Genomic DNA, 14,824 nt, shown 5'->3' on the forward strand with positions numbered 1-14,824 from the left:
TAATGTATGAGTGAATCTATCGTTATAGCCAAAAGCAATGGCAAGGATTTATCTATTATCAGCGCATTAGCCAATCGTCATGGTCTCATTTCTGGTGCAACAGGTACCGGTAAAACAGTGACGCTTCAAAAAATGGCAGAGAGTTTTTCTCATATAGGTGTACCGGTATTTTTGGCTGATGTTAAAGGGGATTTGACCGGTTTGGGTGAGAAAGGGATTTTAACAGATAAACTTAAAGCACGCCTAACAAGCATTGGGGTAACTGATTGGCAACCTGAAGCCTCGCCCATTGAATTGTGGGATGTGTTTGCAGAAAAAGGGATTCCGGTGCGAAGTACCGTTTCGGATATTGGTCCAATTTTATTAGCACGATTATTAAATCTTAATGATATTCAATCAGATGTATTACAACTGGTATTTAAAATTGCCGATGACAATAATCTTTTATTACTGGATTTTAAAGATTTACGAGCCTTAGTACAGTTAATTGGTGATAATGCAAAAAAATTTACGTCTGAATACGGCAATATTTCTTTATCATCGATTGGTGCCATACAACGCAGTTTATTATCGCTTGATCAAGAAGGGGCAGAATATTTTTTAGGTGAACCTATGCTTGATATTCAAGATTTAATGAAAACCGATGCCAACGGTCACGGTATGATTAATATTTTAGCTGCAGATAAATTATATAACTCACCTAAATTGTATTCTGTTTTTTTGTTGTGGTTGCTGTCAGAACTGTTTGAACATATGCCTGAAATTGGTGATCCTGATAAACCTAAATTAGTCTTCTTTTTTGATGAAGCGCATTTACTATTTAATGATATTACCCCCGTTTTATTACAGAAAATTGAGCAGGTAGTCAGACTGATTCGCTCTAAAGGCGTTGGTATCTATTTTGTTACTCAAAATCCTACCGATATCCCCGATACCGTTCTTGGTCAGCTTGGCAATCGTGTCCAACATGCGCTTAGGGCATTTACGCCTAAAGATCAAAAAGCAGTAAAAGCCGCAGCTCAAACTATGCGAGCTAATCCCAATTTAGATACCGAAAAAGTGATTATGGAATTAGCTGTCGGCGAAGCCTTAATTTCTTTTTTAGATGAGAAAGGGCGTCCTAATATGGTTGAGCGTGGTTTTGTTATTGCACCAAATTCTAAAATTGGTCCAATTACACCTGAAAAAATTCCTGAGATTATTAAACAATCGCTATTTTATGATAAATATGCTAAAACTGTCGATCGGCAATCCGCTTATGAGAAAATAAAAGCAGGTTTTTCATTGGATAATTCAGCTAACGTTCAATCAGCTGATGATGATAATTCAACAGAACCAACTGAAAAATCCAGTAGTGGTGGTTGGTTAGATATGCTAAGTTCTCTGTTTTTTGGTCATAAAGACCCAAGAGGTGGTCAACAAGATGGCTTTGCGCAAAAAGTTGCTCGAAGCGCAACGCGACAAGTAGCCAATGAAATCGGTCGACGCATTACTCGTGGTATTTTAGGTGGATTTAAACGATAAATGCATTGGGCTTATAATTTATCGTATTGAAACTTAATCTAATATAAACAGCAAAATAGGAGTGTTTGCAATGTTTAAATTGTTTGTGGAATGGTATAAAAGACGATTCAGTGATCCGCATGTGGTATCGTTGATAGTGGTTTTAGTCGTCCTGTTTTTAATTATTTATTTTTTTAATAAAATTCTTTTACCTGTTTTCATTGCAATCGTGCTTTCCTATTTGCTTGATACCCCAGTCAATTTTTTGTATCGAAAGGGCATTCCACGCACTTTTGCGGTTATCATTGTATTACTCATTTTTCTTCTTGTTGTTTTAGCATGTTTTATGATTCTGGTACCTTTAGTTTGGCAACAAAGTATTAGTTTGATAACCAATATTCCAAACATGCTCAATTTTGCTAATAAGTTTTTGACATCACTGCCGGAACACTACCCCGAACTGATTGATGTTGGATTATTTGATTCTATTATTCAAGGCATTACTAGCAGGGTCGTGCAAACCGGAAATTCGTTATTACAATTCTCTATTGTTTCCCTGTTTGGTCTTGTTTCAGTTGCAATTAATGCCGTGCTAGTCCCTATTATGATGTTTTTCTTTTTGAAAGATAAAGCAAAAATATGGGGATATTGTTCTCGTATTCTGCCTAAAAATCGAGGAGTGTTAAATAAAGTCGCCGCTGAAATGGATACGCAAATTGCTAACTATATTGTAGGCAATGTTTTGCATATTCTTATTCTAGGTATTAGCGTGTATATTCCATTTTGGTTTTTGGGTTTAGATTATGGATTATTATTGGCGGTAATTGTTGGGCTTTCGGTGTTGATTCCTTATATTGGGATTATTATTTCAAGTATTCCGGTTATTCTTATTGCTCTATTCCAATGGGGCATCAGTCCAGAATTTGGGTATTTGATTTTCTTTTATGTGCTTATTCAGGCTTTAGACGGTAATTTGTTAGTTCCTTGTCTTTTTTCCGAGAAATTGAATCTTCATCCATTAGTAATTATTTTAGCGGTGATTGTATTTGGTGGATTATGGGGATTTTGGGGAATATTTTTTGCTATCCCACTTGCCACTTTAGTCAAAGCAATTATTAATGCTTGGCCAAATCCGGATGAGATTAATAGTTTTGATAAAGTAAAAGCAGATTAGGTTAATCTGCTTTTAAGATGTCTATTTTGAGTGGTTTTTGAGGTAATCTAAAACCACTTCATGGTGATTGCTGGTTTTGAAATCATCAAAGACTTTTTCGATTTTTCCATCAGTCCCAATTAAGAAACTAATACGGTGAATGCCGTCATAGGTTTTTCCCATAAACTCTTTTTCACCCCATGTGCCAAAAGCTTCACATAATTCATGATTTTCATCAGAAAGCAACGTAAAGTTTAATAATTCTTTTTCTGAAAATCTTGATAACTTTTCTGGCTTATCTGTACTAATGCCAATGATTACCACATTGTATTTTTTGAGGTCATCAGCACAATCCCGTAAATTACAAGCTTGAACTGTACAGCCAGGTGTCATGGCTTTGGGATAGAAATAGATCAACATACGTTGACCTTTAAAGTCTTTAGAGCTTATTAGCTCTCCATCTTGGTCAGGCAACGAAAATTGAGGTGCTTTTTCACCTTCTTTAAGTGGATTAACCATAAATTAATTACCTATGTTAATAGTTTAATATTTTAATCGCTAATGGTATCAAAAACTTTGTGTCATCAATTTAACTTATCTTACTAAAAAAACGACTTGCTGCATCAATAGTATGATTGATTTCTTTATCTGTGTGCATAAGTGACATGAAACCTGCTTCAAAAGCTGACGGTGCAAAGTAAACACCTTCAGTGAGCATATGATGATAGAATTTTTTGAATAATTCAATATCACAATTCATTACATCTTGATAACTGCTTACTTCGGAAGCATTTGTAAAGAAAAATCCGAACATCGCACCCGCTTGATTGACCGCAAAAGGAACTTTATGCTGTCTGGCAGCGGATAAAAGTCCGTTTGTTAGCGTTTTAGTTTTCTCCTCTAATTCTTGATAAATACCCACGTCCATCAATTTGGTTAAGGTTGCATATCCGGCTGCCATGGCAACAGGATTTCCCGAAAGCGTACCAGCTTGATAAATTGGTCCGGTTGGCGCTAATTGTTGCATGATATCTGCACGACCACCAAATGCGCCCACAGGCATTCCCCCTCCAATGATTTTACCTAAACAAGTCAAATCGGGGACAATGTCATAATAATCTTGCGCTCCACCTAGTGCTACCCTAAATCCTGTCATCACTTCATCAATGATTAACAATGCCCCATATTCATCACAAAGCGCTCTTAATCCTTGTAAAAACGATTTTTTAGCAGGGATGCAATTCATGTTGCCGGCAACGGGTTCAATAATAATCGCGGCAATTTCATTTGGATATTGTTCAAACTGTTTTTTAACTGATTCAAGATTGTTATAATCACATACTAAAGTATGCTTAACAAAATCATTAGGTACGCCGGGTGACGTCGGATGTCCAAAAGTAAGGGCTCCTGATCCTGCTTTTACCAATAGATAATCAGCATGGCCATGATAGCATCCTTCAAATTTAATGATTTTATCACGCCCGGTAAAACCCCGTGCCACGCGTATTGCACTCATGGTTGCTTCAGTACCTGAGTTGACCATGCGTAGCATCTCTATCGATGGTATAAGTTCAGTGACTAAATTGGCGACTTTGGTTTCAATTTCGGTCGGAGCACCAAAACTGAGTCCATTACGCACAGCGTGAATGACTGCGTCAGCTACGTCTGGATCATTGTGTCCAAGAATCATTGGACCCCATGAGCCTACATAATCGATATAGGCTTTTTCATCAACATCATAAATATAAGCACCATTGGCACGCTCAATAAATAAGGGTATTCCACCCACGCCATTAAAAGCCCGTACTGGTGAATTTACGCCACCAGGTAAAACGGATAAAGCTTGATGAAAGAATATTTCGGATTTTAATGATTTTGTAAACATATGTTGTATTCTCATTGAAGAAATATGGTGGTATTTATTCATAGTTTCAAAATTATTTCAAGCAACTAAACAAAAATTTAAATAATAGAGTTTTTCATTTTGTAATTTCTTTTTTACACAGTATATAATAAGCAGATCAAGACAGTAGGAGAATAAAATGGGCAATGCTTTACCAATTAATTTTACTGATGCTGCAGCGAATAAAGTAAAAGCGTTAGTCACCGAAGAAGAAAACCCAAATCTTAAATTAAGGGTTTATATTACAGGTGGAGGATGTAGTGGATTTCAGTATGGGTTTACTTTTGACGAGAAAGTAAACGAAGATGATTTAGCCATAGAGAAAAATGGGGTATCGTTGGTTATCGATCCTATGAGTTTACAATACTTAGTTGGTGGTACCATTGATTATGTAGAAGGATTACAAGGCTCACGTTTTGTGGTTGATAATCCTAATGCAACAACGACTTGTGGTTGTGGTTCGTCATTTAGTGTTTAATCTTCAGACCCAAAAATTTTGGGTCTGCGTTCTAAGCAATAATTCATTTTAGAGTTGTTAATATCATAGATAAAAGTTACTCCAATAACATTTCCTTACCAAACTAATCTTGTCACTAAAAAGTTTAATTATAGCGCTATTTTTTGAGCATACTCAGCCGTTAGCTATTGATCCATTAAACATTATGGATGATTACATTATTTTTGTTCTGGCAGTGAATCTGACTTATCTAAAAAATTGAATTTTATTAAACAACTAAAACATCTTTAATTAAATGATTGATAAAGTTTTTTAGTAAAATGTTGATATAAGTTAGTAATAATATGCTTACAAAGGTGTCGTTAAGACAGTGATAAAATAAGTCGATGAAAGAAGGATAAAGAGAGATAGATGTGGTGCCCGGGGCGAGACTTGAACTCGCACGGCCAAAAAGGCCGAGGGATTTTAAATCCCTTGTGTCTACCGATTTCACCACCCGGGCTCAAAACGATTCGTTAAAAATAAATGCGTTTCGAATGCAGTGCATTTTACCCATCTTAATTTCTACGTCAATAGAAATTTAAAAAAAATTGATTAACCGCTCAATGTTTATCATATTTCCGTTTTATTTTAGTCTGTTTCTCTATAACCTTATCGTTGCGTTATAGAGTTATTCTGTAAAAGTTGGTCTTGATTAATTCCTTATTAGGAATCTAATTTATTGGTGATCCATTTAACTAATTTCATTTTCCTTTCTCTTGAACAATAGACCCAATAACCTTTTATCACTGAGGGTATAGTTAATTTTATCAGCCATCTGTCATCTTTTTCGATATCATTAGGAAGAACAATGTCCCGTAACACAATATCGATGTCTGAATTAAGTTTTTTTACAATCCAGTCTGATAACGTCATATTGGCTTTTTTGGCTAATTTTTTCCATTTTATAAATTTTTTTTTCTGAGTATGAAAACAAAAACTTATTTGTTTAGTGTTTGAATCAGTAAACATATTTCTTTCCTGTTAAAACTTCATTAATTTTAAGATTTTAACCTCTATTCCTTAATAGATTAACGCATACTAGGTTAAGATTTTATTTTTGAGATTATTTTTTTGTTTTTAATGGCATTAAATTGATGCTTAAATAACAACAATTACTTGTCATTTGACTGGGTTCGGTCAACTTGAGGAACAACCAAGGATATTTACTCCATTAACATTTGATGTCATCTTTTATGGTTTGTATTTATAACAAACTGCTTACCCGTCTAAGTATATTGTAGTTCACCTTTTTTATAATGACATGAATATCAATTAATATTTAATCAATAATCATGCATGATTAAAATAATCGGTTTAGCATTATTTCTGATTTTAATCACTTAATCAAATTTATTTTGGCGATTAATATTAGATATTTCTTACATGTAACCTATTGAATTAAGTTAAAATAAGTAAATAATTTTAATTCTTTATTTAAGAAATGAATGGAAAAGCAAATTTTCGATCTGGCTTGAAAACCGATTTTTATCGAATTCATCAGACAACATCCTAACTAGGCTTAGGATGAGCGAAGGGTTTCTAGTATTCCTTAATTGTAATTATCAAACTGTCTATCTTTTAAGTAGCATAACAATATGAATTCTGACTCTTAGTTTCAATATAAGTTCAAATTTTTCATGTTTATTAAAAAAATTAAATTGGTAAATTCACTTTTCTTTTTTATTTTAAACATGTATTTTATATACCTGTTTTAGTAAGAGGAAAGAAAACAGGAGTAATAATGTTTTGTATTCAGTGTGAGCAAACAATAATAAAATCAAATGAAAAAGGGTGTAGTTATTCTAAAGGAATGTGTGGTAAAACAGCAGAAGTTTCTGATCTTCAAGATGTTTTAGTCGCCAGTTTGCAAAAGGTTTCATTTTGGGCGGCCATTTGTCGTAGACATGACATTGTGGACAGACAAATCGATAGATGGTGTGCACAAACATTTTTCTCAACGTTAACTAATGTGAATTTTGATGCAGACAGAATGTTGGCGTATCTTGCAGAAGCCGATATCTATTCTCAAAAATTAGAACAGCTAGCCAAAGTTGCTGTACTACAATTTAATGAACATTTACCTGCGTTAACCTATGTAGCCCAATTAAATTTTCCTAAAACTAAGCAAGAATTATTGGATTTTTCTTCTTTAGTGATGTTAAAGCACGATCAAGATAAAGTCGGAAAGGATGTCATTGGACTGCGCTTATTAGCACTATATGGATTGAAAGGGGCAGCTGCTTATATGGAACACGCTGCTGTTTTGGGGCAATTTAATCAAGATATTTACACCGAATATCATGAAATGATGAGTTTTCTTGGCGATAATCCTTCTGACATTAATAAATTATTTCAATTATCCATGCAAATAGGACGATTGAATTATAAAGTAATGGGAATGCTTGATGCCGGCGCTACCAATACTTTTGGCGATCCTATCCCAACTAAAGTCAATACTAGACCTGTTAAAGGTAAATGTATTCTTGTCTCTGGTCACGATTTTCATGATTTGCGTTTGATATTAGAACAGACTCAAGATAAAGGCATTAATGTGTATACACACGGCGAAATGTTACCGGCTCATGCTTATCCTGAGTTAAAAAAATATTCACATTTAGTTGGAAACTACGGTACAGCTTGGCAAAATCAACAGACTGAATTTGCTAATTTTCCTGGCGCTATCGTCATGACGTCTAACTGTATTATTAATCCTTTTACTAAAGGCTATGCAGAGCGCATCTTTACCCGAAGTATGGTTGGCTGGCCAGGTGTCACTCATATTGAAACAGATGATTTTAGTCCCGTTATTGAGTGTGCATTGAACCAACCCGGATTTGATTACACGGAATTAGAGCATTTTATTACTGTCGGCTTTGCCCGTAATACTTTATTAAATGTAGCACCAACGGTTGTCGAACAAGTTAAAGCAGGTAATATTAAGCATTTCTTTTTAATTGGTGGATGTGACGGCAGTAAAAGTGAACGGCATTATTATACCGAAATGGCAAATCAAGTCCCTAAAGATAGTGTTATTTTAACTTTAGGTTGTGGTAAATATCGGTTTAATATGCAAAATTTCGGCAATATTAACGGCATTCCTCGATTAATTGATATTGGGCAATGTAATGATGCTTATTCCGCAGTGCAATTAGCATTGGCGTTGGTTGAAGCTTTTGGATGTGGCGTGAATGAATTACCATTGACTTTGGTTTTATCATGGTTTGAACAGAAAGCTATAGTTATATTATTGACATTATTGTCGCTAGGTATCAAAGGAATTTATGCAGGGCCTTCAATGCCTGAATTTTTAACCGACAATATATTGAATATTTTACAAGATAAATTTGATCTTCGTATGACTTCTCAAGCCAGTAAAGATCTAAATCAAATACTAAATTATTGTGCAGCATAACAAAACTTAAACTGATTGTTATCCTCATGTTGTTGATGAGGATAACACCATGATAATTTAGTTTTTTAACTTGGTAATAAAAATTTAATTAGTCATAAAAAGAGGGTTAATTTAATCATTGATATTGCCTATAATGTGAGATGATAAGTTTTTTAAGTAGATAGGAAAAATCAGTGCAATTATCAAGTTTTACCGATTACAGTATACGTGTGCTTCTTTATTTATCCACGGTAGATGGTGATCAGCTAGTCAGTATCGCAGATATTAGTCATTATTTTAAAATTTCTAAAAATCATTTGGTTAAAGTCGTTTATAATTTAAGTAAATTAGGTTATGTCGAGACCAAGCAAGGAAAAAATGGTGGCATTAAATTAAAAATAGAAAAAAAACTGATTAATATTGGTACTGTGGTTAGACAAATAGAACCGCTAAATCTTCTTAATTGCAGTTTATCATTTTGTCATATCAGTCCTGCTTGTCGTTTAAAATACTATCTGTCGGATGCTAAAGAAGCATTTTTGAAAGAGCTCGAAAAGTATACGATAGAAGATATTATGGATCCCAATGTGCAATTAAATAACTTTAACTAACAAGTTTAATTAGCTAAAGTTAATTTAATTAGGTGATTATTTTTTTAAGTGGGTTTTAAGCTGACTTATCTTCAGTTTTATCATATGGGTAGATGATGAGTTTATTATCAAACCATTCTGCACAAAAAATGTCTTCGACTTTTTCATATCCTTGTTTATGGATTTCCTGCATGAGCCAATCTTCATCTTTTTTGAGTTGTTCAAGATTATCTTGACTAATACAGCCATTTTCGATGATCAGTTCAGCAATATCTTTTTCACCTTTCTTAATAATGGTTAGCGAACCATTTAATTCATACCAAACTTGTTTTAATTGACTAAATGAGGATATTCCTTGTATGTTCACTAAAGTTTCAAAATCACGTACAGGCAAGTTTGCCTTGGCAAAATTATCTGTTAATAATTTTCCGTTTTTAACTAACTGAATTGCTTCACCGTCAATCGCATCTCTTAATCGAGAATTTTTTGATTTAATAAAGCGAATTAAAATTAATAACGCTGCCCAAATTGCGACAAGCCCAGCGGCTTCCCAAGCTGAAACGGTTGGACTGAGTAAAGCTCCCCCGACTAACGCACCGATTACCATACTACCAACCTGATCTAACTGAGACATCGGGGCAATTTGACTTTTACCCGATAGTTTCACGTAAATAAGCAAAATGATGAGTGCAAGTAAAAATTTCGGTGCCATTTGTAGTAAATACATTTCCAACCTCCAAATTAAAAAGTTATTTTAAGTGGCATTGATCCATGCCTTTTTAGAGAAATAAAAAATTAAATTTAAAATGGTCGAGATTAAATTTAGTGAGTTCTAATTTATGAAGAATTTTTGTTAAAAACGTGTTTTTTCTTGAAATGCAGGTTTTATTATATCTGATTTTTGAAAAATTAATGAGAAAATTATTGTCAGTTGGATTGTAAATTAATCAAATCTAAACTTGATTTTTTACTGATAGACGTTTATATATAATAGTGATAAGTAATGTGCTTATCACTAACCTACAACATACGAGGAGCTAATAATGGTACAAAAATTTGCTTCATACGGTAGTGATGTTTCAGCTGGCACTTATAAGTGTGCTGATTGCGGTTATACTTTTTCGAATCAAAGTAAAAAATCCTTGCCACCATGTCCGGATCATAACAAAAAACCACATATCAAAAATGGTTGGTATATTGTTTCAGGACAGGGCGATTCAGTAAAAGATCCTCATCCAGATAAAAAAAAGTAGACGACCATTGCTAAAATACATTCGCTATCTATGTGTTTTGGTTATGAATAGTATAAAAAAAGGAGCGTTGCTTGTTTTTCTACTTATGAAAGCTGCATGATGAAATCAGTAACGCTCTAATCATGATTTAATCCTTATCTTTATATGTAAGCTGATCTAAAAAAAGTGATTAACTTAAAGGTGTTAATAAGCGCAAAACGTGTTATCTTTTATAAGATAACGATTTTATTAAATCGAAATAGTTGTGGATTTTCAGTTTTCAACATCACAATGAATTTTATAATTAGGCAATAAACAAAATATTAACGTAGTTGACTGTCTTTGCTGCCTCGACGATTATATAAAATCGCCGCTTTAGCAGACTGTTTATCCAGTTCTTGTTGGCAGTTTAAACAATATTGTACGCCAGGTAATGCAAGCTTTCGTGCTTTTGGAATAGGATCACCGCATTCAATGCAGAAATCAGCACTTTGAGCACCTTGTTTAAGTTGGCGTCTAGCATTTTCGATAGCATCTGCAATGGTGCTTTCAATTTGTTGATTAACGGCATCGTCAGATGCCCAACCACTAGCCATATTCGATCCTCCTAAAACTGAGATGGTTAGCTTGTGAAATGGTGATTTTTTAAGCTTTTTCAAGGGGTGTCTTTTAAAATCATTTTTATTGGAGATTATTATGCAACAATATGAGCAAGCAACATTCGCCGGCGGTTGTTTTTGGTGTATGGTCAAACCGTTCGATCAATACGAAGGTGTTATTAGTGTGGTGTCGGGTTATACGGGTGGGCATGTAGTAAACCCTACCTATGAACAAGTATGTCAAGGTGATACCGGACATACTGAAGCCGTTCAAATCACGTTTGATCCCAAGAAAATTAGTTATAAAAAGTTATTAGATATTTTTTGGCAACAAATTGATCCTACGGATCAACATGGTCAGTTTGCTGATCGAGGAGATTCTTACCGTCCGGTTATTTTTTATCATAATCAATTCCAACATAATTTAGCACTAGAATCGAAAAAAGAGTTAGAGGCAAGTGGTCGTTTTACTCACCCGATTCAAGTCGCTATTGAACCCGCTGTCGCTTTTTATCCAGCTGAAGAGTATCATCAAGACTTTTATAAAAAACAGTCACAACATTACAATCGTTATTATCAATTGTCCGGGCGTTCGTCATTTTTGTCACAGCATTGGCAAGATAAATCTAAACCTAAAAGTGAGTAAGTTATGCAAGATTACCCTCAGTATCGAAGTCAACAAAAATTAATACATTGGCTATCAGCAGTGCTAGTTATATTAGCGTTTTTGCTGATTATGTTTAAAATCATTCTATCTCATTTTTTGGGAGGGATGCCGAATATCTATTTGTTACATAAATCAATTGGTGTTTTAGTCTTCATTGTAACAATATGGCGTATTAAAGTAATTATCCAATATGGTATCCCTGATGTTTTAGATAAACATCAAAGATTACAGCGAATTTTATCAAAATCTACCCAAGGCTTTATCTATATTTTTCTGTTAATTGTTCCGTTATCTGGGTATTTGATGAGTAGTCGCCTGCTCAATGTTTTTGGTCTTGTTTCCATCCCTGCTATCGATATGCCAAATGAGTTTTATCTGTTTTTCCATAGCACACATTTAATCAGTTCATATTTGCTAGCCGTATTAATTTTGGTACATATTCTCGGGGCTTTATATCATTACTTTTGGCTTAAAGATAAAGTTTTACAATCGATGTTGGCAAAATAGTTAGCTTTAAAGGCTGTTTTGCTAATTAAGTTCTTCAATATTAGCTATTAGGTGACTTATGAATAAACTTACGAAAGAACAAGCCATTTCTAAATTAACCGCTATGCAATATCATGTGACGCAACAAAATGGCACAGAACCCCCGTTTGAAAATGAGTTTAATGATAATCATGAAGAAGGATTATATGTCGATATTGTATCCGGTGAACCTTTATTTACTTCTTACGATAAATTTGATTCTGGATGTGGTTGGCCAAGTTTTTCTCGTCCTGTTATTGATCATCATATTCTTGAAAAAGCAGATAACAGTTATGGTATGCATAGAACCGAAGTCCGATCTGTAAAAGGGGATTCTCACCTTGGGCATGTTTTTAATGATGGGCCTAAAGCGTTAGGTGGATTGCGTTATTGTATTAATTCTGCTGCTTTACGTTTTATACCGGTTAATAAACTGGTCGAAGAGGGGTATGGGGAATATTTATCTCTTTTTGAAAAACATAAATCTTGATTTCCTATCATTCATTTATTGAATGATAGGCGTTAAATGGTAAATAATAAAATCAACAAACATTAAGGGTATGTTGGTTTAATTTCTTCTTTTAAATAGTGCATAACTTATCAGTAAAAAAACAAAACTGGTTATTAACGATCCTATGATTGGATAGATACCAATAACGATACTCATTTGAGCAAATAAGTTATCGGCTATATAGAAAATAAACCCAAAACTAATGCCGATGATGACCCTAACACCCGTTGACACACTCCGCAGTGGGCCAAATATAAACGAGAGGGCAAGTAACATCATGACAGCAACAGAGACCGGTTTTATGATTTTTTTCCAGAAAAGTAAATCATAATAGCTCGTATCTTGTCCCGAGTTGTGCAGATATTGTGAATATTTATAAAGTCCTGTAGCAGAAAGCGAATCAGGATCAAAAGCAACAATGTTCAATTTATCCGGCGTGATGTTAGTTTCCCATTTCATGGACATCAGATTTGTCCCATTTACTTTAACCGGATCACTAAAGTCATTTCTTTCAACTTGCGTTAATGTCCATTCATTTTTTTTAAATATGCCATAATCAGCATGGGTTATAGACAATAATTGATTATTATCTGTCGCATAAATTGAAATATCGTTAATGGAATTATCGTCATTAACACGACCAATATAGATATAATTGTTTCCATCTTTTGCCCATAAACTACCTTGTTCAGCTAATAACGAATTGCCATATATTTTTACAGAACGCATATTACGGGCAGTTTGTTCACACTCAGGGGCTACCCATTCACCGATTGCCATAGTAATAATCACTAATGGTATAGCCGTTTTCATAACGGCTTTTGCAATTTTAAAACGGCTAAAACCAGACGTTTCCATAACGATAAGCTCACTTCGAGATGCCAGTAACCCTAATCCAATTAAGGCGCCTAACAATGCTGCCATTGGAAAAAAAGTTTCCAGATCTTTAGGTGTCATTAAGGCCGTATATATACCAACTGAAAAAGCATCATAATCACCTTTTATTCTTCTGAGTTGGTCTATAAAACGAATAATCCCTGACAAGCTAATAAGTAAAAACAGGCTCAGACCTATTGAGCTTAAAATTGTTCTACCAATGTAGCGATCTAAAATCGAAAACACATTTTTCCCCTTTATGATTTACTGAATTTTAGACGAAGTTTACGCATGAAGATGCTATCCCAGCAATTTAATATCAATGCAATAATAAAATAGGTAATATTGATTAAGTAAAACCAAAATTCAGCATCCATACGGCCTTTCCCAGCATTTGCTTTTATTGAACTGGCTAACAGAAAATAGACCAAATAGAGCAGTAAAGCGGGTAAGATTTGCGAAAGCCTGCCTTGCCTTGGATTTGTGACACTCAGTGGAATAACTAAAAAAGCCATTAATGGAACAGAAACAATCAGTGTTAACCGCCAATAAAACTCAGCTTTGGTTTTGGGCGTTTTCAGCGTTTGCAATTCAGTTAATCCGAGCTGTTGTACATCAATTTTTTCATCATCACTATTCATATCTATTTCTTTAGGTTTGATAATTCCCAAATAATTATGAAAATTTGATATACGAAAATCTTGTAATTGTATGTTTCCTTCGTAACGATTGGCGCTTTCTAACGTAATAATTTGATTGCCTTCTTTGTCATGGCCGGTTTTGCCTTTATTCGCAATTATGATCGAGGGTCTTTCGTTATCTTTGGTTTTTACTTTAGCGATAAAAACATTTTCTAAATTGTTATTATTGACATTACCAATATAGATGACCGAATTTCCGTCAGGAGTTTGTTGAAATTGTCCGGATAATAATCCCGCTAAACTTGGATTTAATTTTGCATTTTCAATTAATTGACTTTGCTTGATATTTGACCAAGGCCCGAACCATAAAGTATTTAGCATTGTTAACGAGCAGGTGAAGATACATAGTAAAAAAACGACTTGATAAGTGACATTTTTTTTCACGCCGCAGGCATGCATAGCAACCATTTCACTGTCTGAATATAAGCGGCCAAATGTAATAAGCACCCCTAAAAAAAGACTTAAAGGTAAAATCAAATCAGCCATATTAGAAATACCCAAGACTAACAAGGGCATGATTAAGTCACGAGGAATATTTCCTTCGATCGCGCTCGATAAAATTTTAATTAATTTTTGAGAAAAGAAAATAAGGAGCAAGATAAACAAAATAGCACCTTGTGTTTTCAATGTCTCTTTAACTAAATATCGACGAATTATCACATTTTACCTATACA

General features: G+C 34.2%; 16 protein-coding genes and 1 tRNA gene. 9 read left to right on the forward strand and 8 right to left on the reverse strand.

Annotated elements, in window-relative coordinates; genetic code table 11:
• Nucleotides 1-6 precede the first annotated feature (6 nt).
• Nucleotides 7-1,524, forward strand: a complete 1,518-nt coding sequence (locus tag ACGH4F_RS01540; protein ID WP_411589723.1) for a helicase HerA-like C-terminal domain-containing protein — start codon at nucleotides 7-9, stop codon at nucleotides 1,522-1,524.
• Nucleotides 1,525-1,594: 70 nt separating this feature from the next.
• A complete protein-coding gene (locus tag ACGH4F_RS01545; RefSeq protein WP_411589724.1) occupies nucleotides 1,595-2,677 on the forward strand; it encodes an AI-2E family transporter in 1,083 nt (360 codons plus the stop codon).
• Between the two features lie 21 nt (nucleotides 2,678-2,698).
• Here ACGH4F_RS01545 and bcp read toward each other — a convergent pair whose 3' ends face one another.
• On the reverse strand, nucleotides 2,699-3,175 hold the full coding sequence (bcp, locus tag ACGH4F_RS01550) for a thioredoxin-dependent thiol peroxidase (protein ID WP_065558209.1): 477 nt from the start codon (nucleotides 3,173-3,175) through the stop codon (nucleotides 2,699-2,701).
• Nucleotides 3,176-3,245: 70 nt separating this feature from the next.
• A complete protein-coding gene (gene hemL / locus ACGH4F_RS01555) occupies nucleotides 3,246-4,541 on the reverse strand; it encodes a glutamate-1-semialdehyde 2,1-aminomutase (RefSeq protein ID WP_411589726.1) in 1,296 nt (431 codons plus the stop codon).
• A gap of 157 nt (nucleotides 4,542-4,698) precedes the next feature.
• On the opposite strand from hemL, the gene erpA reads away from it, so the two are divergent.
• Nucleotides 4,699-5,037, forward strand: a complete 339-nt coding sequence (gene erpA / locus ACGH4F_RS01560) for an iron-sulfur cluster insertion protein ErpA (RefSeq protein WP_065558211.1) — start codon at nucleotides 4,699-4,701, stop codon at nucleotides 5,035-5,037.
• 393 nt (nucleotides 5,038-5,430) lie between these two features.
• On the opposite strand, the gene ACGH4F_RS01565 is transcribed toward erpA, so the two are convergent.
• Nucleotides 5,431-5,518 (reverse strand) — tRNA-Leu (locus ACGH4F_RS01565).
• 203 nt (nucleotides 5,519-5,721) lie between these two features.
• Nucleotides 5,722-6,027: a hypothetical protein gene (locus ACGH4F_RS01570; protein WP_065558212.1), complete on the reverse strand. Its 306-nt coding sequence runs from the start codon at nucleotides 6,025-6,027 to the stop codon at nucleotides 5,722-5,724.
• Nucleotides 6,028-6,799: 772 nt separating this feature from the next.
• On the opposite strand from ACGH4F_RS01570, the gene hcp reads away from it, so the two are divergent.
• Together hcp and ACGH4F_RS01580 are read left to right on the forward strand one after the other, a co-directional pair.
• A complete protein-coding gene (hcp, locus tag ACGH4F_RS01575; protein ID WP_411589728.1) occupies nucleotides 6,800-8,470 on the forward strand; it encodes a hydroxylamine reductase in 1,671 nt (556 codons plus the stop codon).
• A gap of 173 nt (nucleotides 8,471-8,643) precedes the next feature.
• Nucleotides 8,644-9,060, forward strand: coding sequence for an Rrf2 family transcriptional regulator (locus ACGH4F_RS01580; RefSeq protein WP_267350772.1), 417 nt, complete (start codon nucleotides 8,644-8,646; stop codon nucleotides 9,058-9,060).
• Nucleotides 9,061-9,115: 55 nt separating this feature from the next.
• On the opposite strand, the gene ACGH4F_RS01585 is transcribed toward ACGH4F_RS01580, so the two are convergent.
• Complete coding sequence (locus ACGH4F_RS01585) at nucleotides 9,116-9,766, reverse strand: DUF421 domain-containing protein (protein WP_081298988.1); 651 nt, start codon at nucleotides 9,764-9,766, stop codon at nucleotides 9,116-9,118.
• 316 nt (nucleotides 9,767-10,082) lie between these two features.
• Between ACGH4F_RS01585 and ACGH4F_RS01590 the strand changes: the two genes are divergently transcribed.
• A complete protein-coding gene (locus tag ACGH4F_RS01590) occupies nucleotides 10,083-10,292 on the forward strand; it encodes a hypothetical protein (protein ID WP_065558216.1) in 210 nt (69 codons plus the stop codon).
• A 302-nt stretch (nucleotides 10,293-10,594) separates the two neighbouring features.
• Here ACGH4F_RS01590 and ACGH4F_RS01595 read toward each other — a convergent pair whose 3' ends face one another.
• Nucleotides 10,595-10,867 (reverse strand): DksA/TraR family C4-type zinc finger protein, encoded by a 273-nt coding sequence (locus tag ACGH4F_RS01595; RefSeq protein ID WP_065558217.1) that lies wholly within the window; start codon nucleotides 10,865-10,867, stop codon nucleotides 10,595-10,597.
• Between the two features lie 100 nt (nucleotides 10,868-10,967).
• Between ACGH4F_RS01595 and msrA the strand changes: the two genes are divergently transcribed.
• Genes msrA through msrB form a run of 3 tightly spaced genes read left to right on the forward strand, consistent with a single transcriptional unit; the run spans nucleotide 10,968 to nucleotide 12,552 of the window.
• Complete coding sequence (gene msrA, locus ACGH4F_RS01600) at nucleotides 10,968-11,516, forward strand: peptide-methionine (S)-S-oxide reductase MsrA (RefSeq protein WP_267350773.1); 549 nt, start codon at nucleotides 10,968-10,970, stop codon at nucleotides 11,514-11,516.
• Nucleotides 11,517-11,519: 3 nt separating this feature from the next.
• Nucleotides 11,520-12,044 (forward strand): cytochrome b, encoded by a 525-nt coding sequence (locus tag ACGH4F_RS01605; RefSeq protein WP_411589729.1) that lies wholly within the window; start codon nucleotides 11,520-11,522, stop codon nucleotides 12,042-12,044.
• A 58-nt stretch (nucleotides 12,045-12,102) separates the two neighbouring features.
• Nucleotides 12,103-12,552 carry a peptide-methionine (R)-S-oxide reductase MsrB gene (gene msrB, locus ACGH4F_RS01610; RefSeq protein WP_411589730.1) on the forward strand — a complete coding sequence of 150 codons (450 nt, stop codon included), beginning with the start codon at nucleotides 12,103-12,105 and terminating at the stop codon, nucleotides 12,550-12,552.
• A gap of 78 nt (nucleotides 12,553-12,630) precedes the next feature.
• Here msrB and lptG read toward each other — a convergent pair whose 3' ends face one another.
• Nucleotides 12,631-13,695 (reverse strand): LPS export ABC transporter permease LptG, encoded by a 1,065-nt coding sequence (lptG, locus tag ACGH4F_RS01615; protein WP_411589731.1) that lies wholly within the window; start codon nucleotides 13,693-13,695, stop codon nucleotides 12,631-12,633.
• A gap of 11 nt (nucleotides 13,696-13,706) precedes the next feature.
• Nucleotides 13,707-14,810 (reverse strand): LPS export ABC transporter permease LptF, encoded by a 1,104-nt coding sequence (gene lptF / locus ACGH4F_RS01620; protein ID WP_411589732.1) that lies wholly within the window; start codon nucleotides 14,808-14,810, stop codon nucleotides 13,707-13,709.
• Nucleotides 14,811-14,824: the final 14 nt, after the last annotated feature.

Source organism: Gilliamella sp. CG35 (genome assembly GCF_046635745.1).
Lineage (GTDB): Bacteria > Pseudomonadota > Gammaproteobacteria > Enterobacterales > Orbaceae > Gilliamella > Gilliamella apicola_I.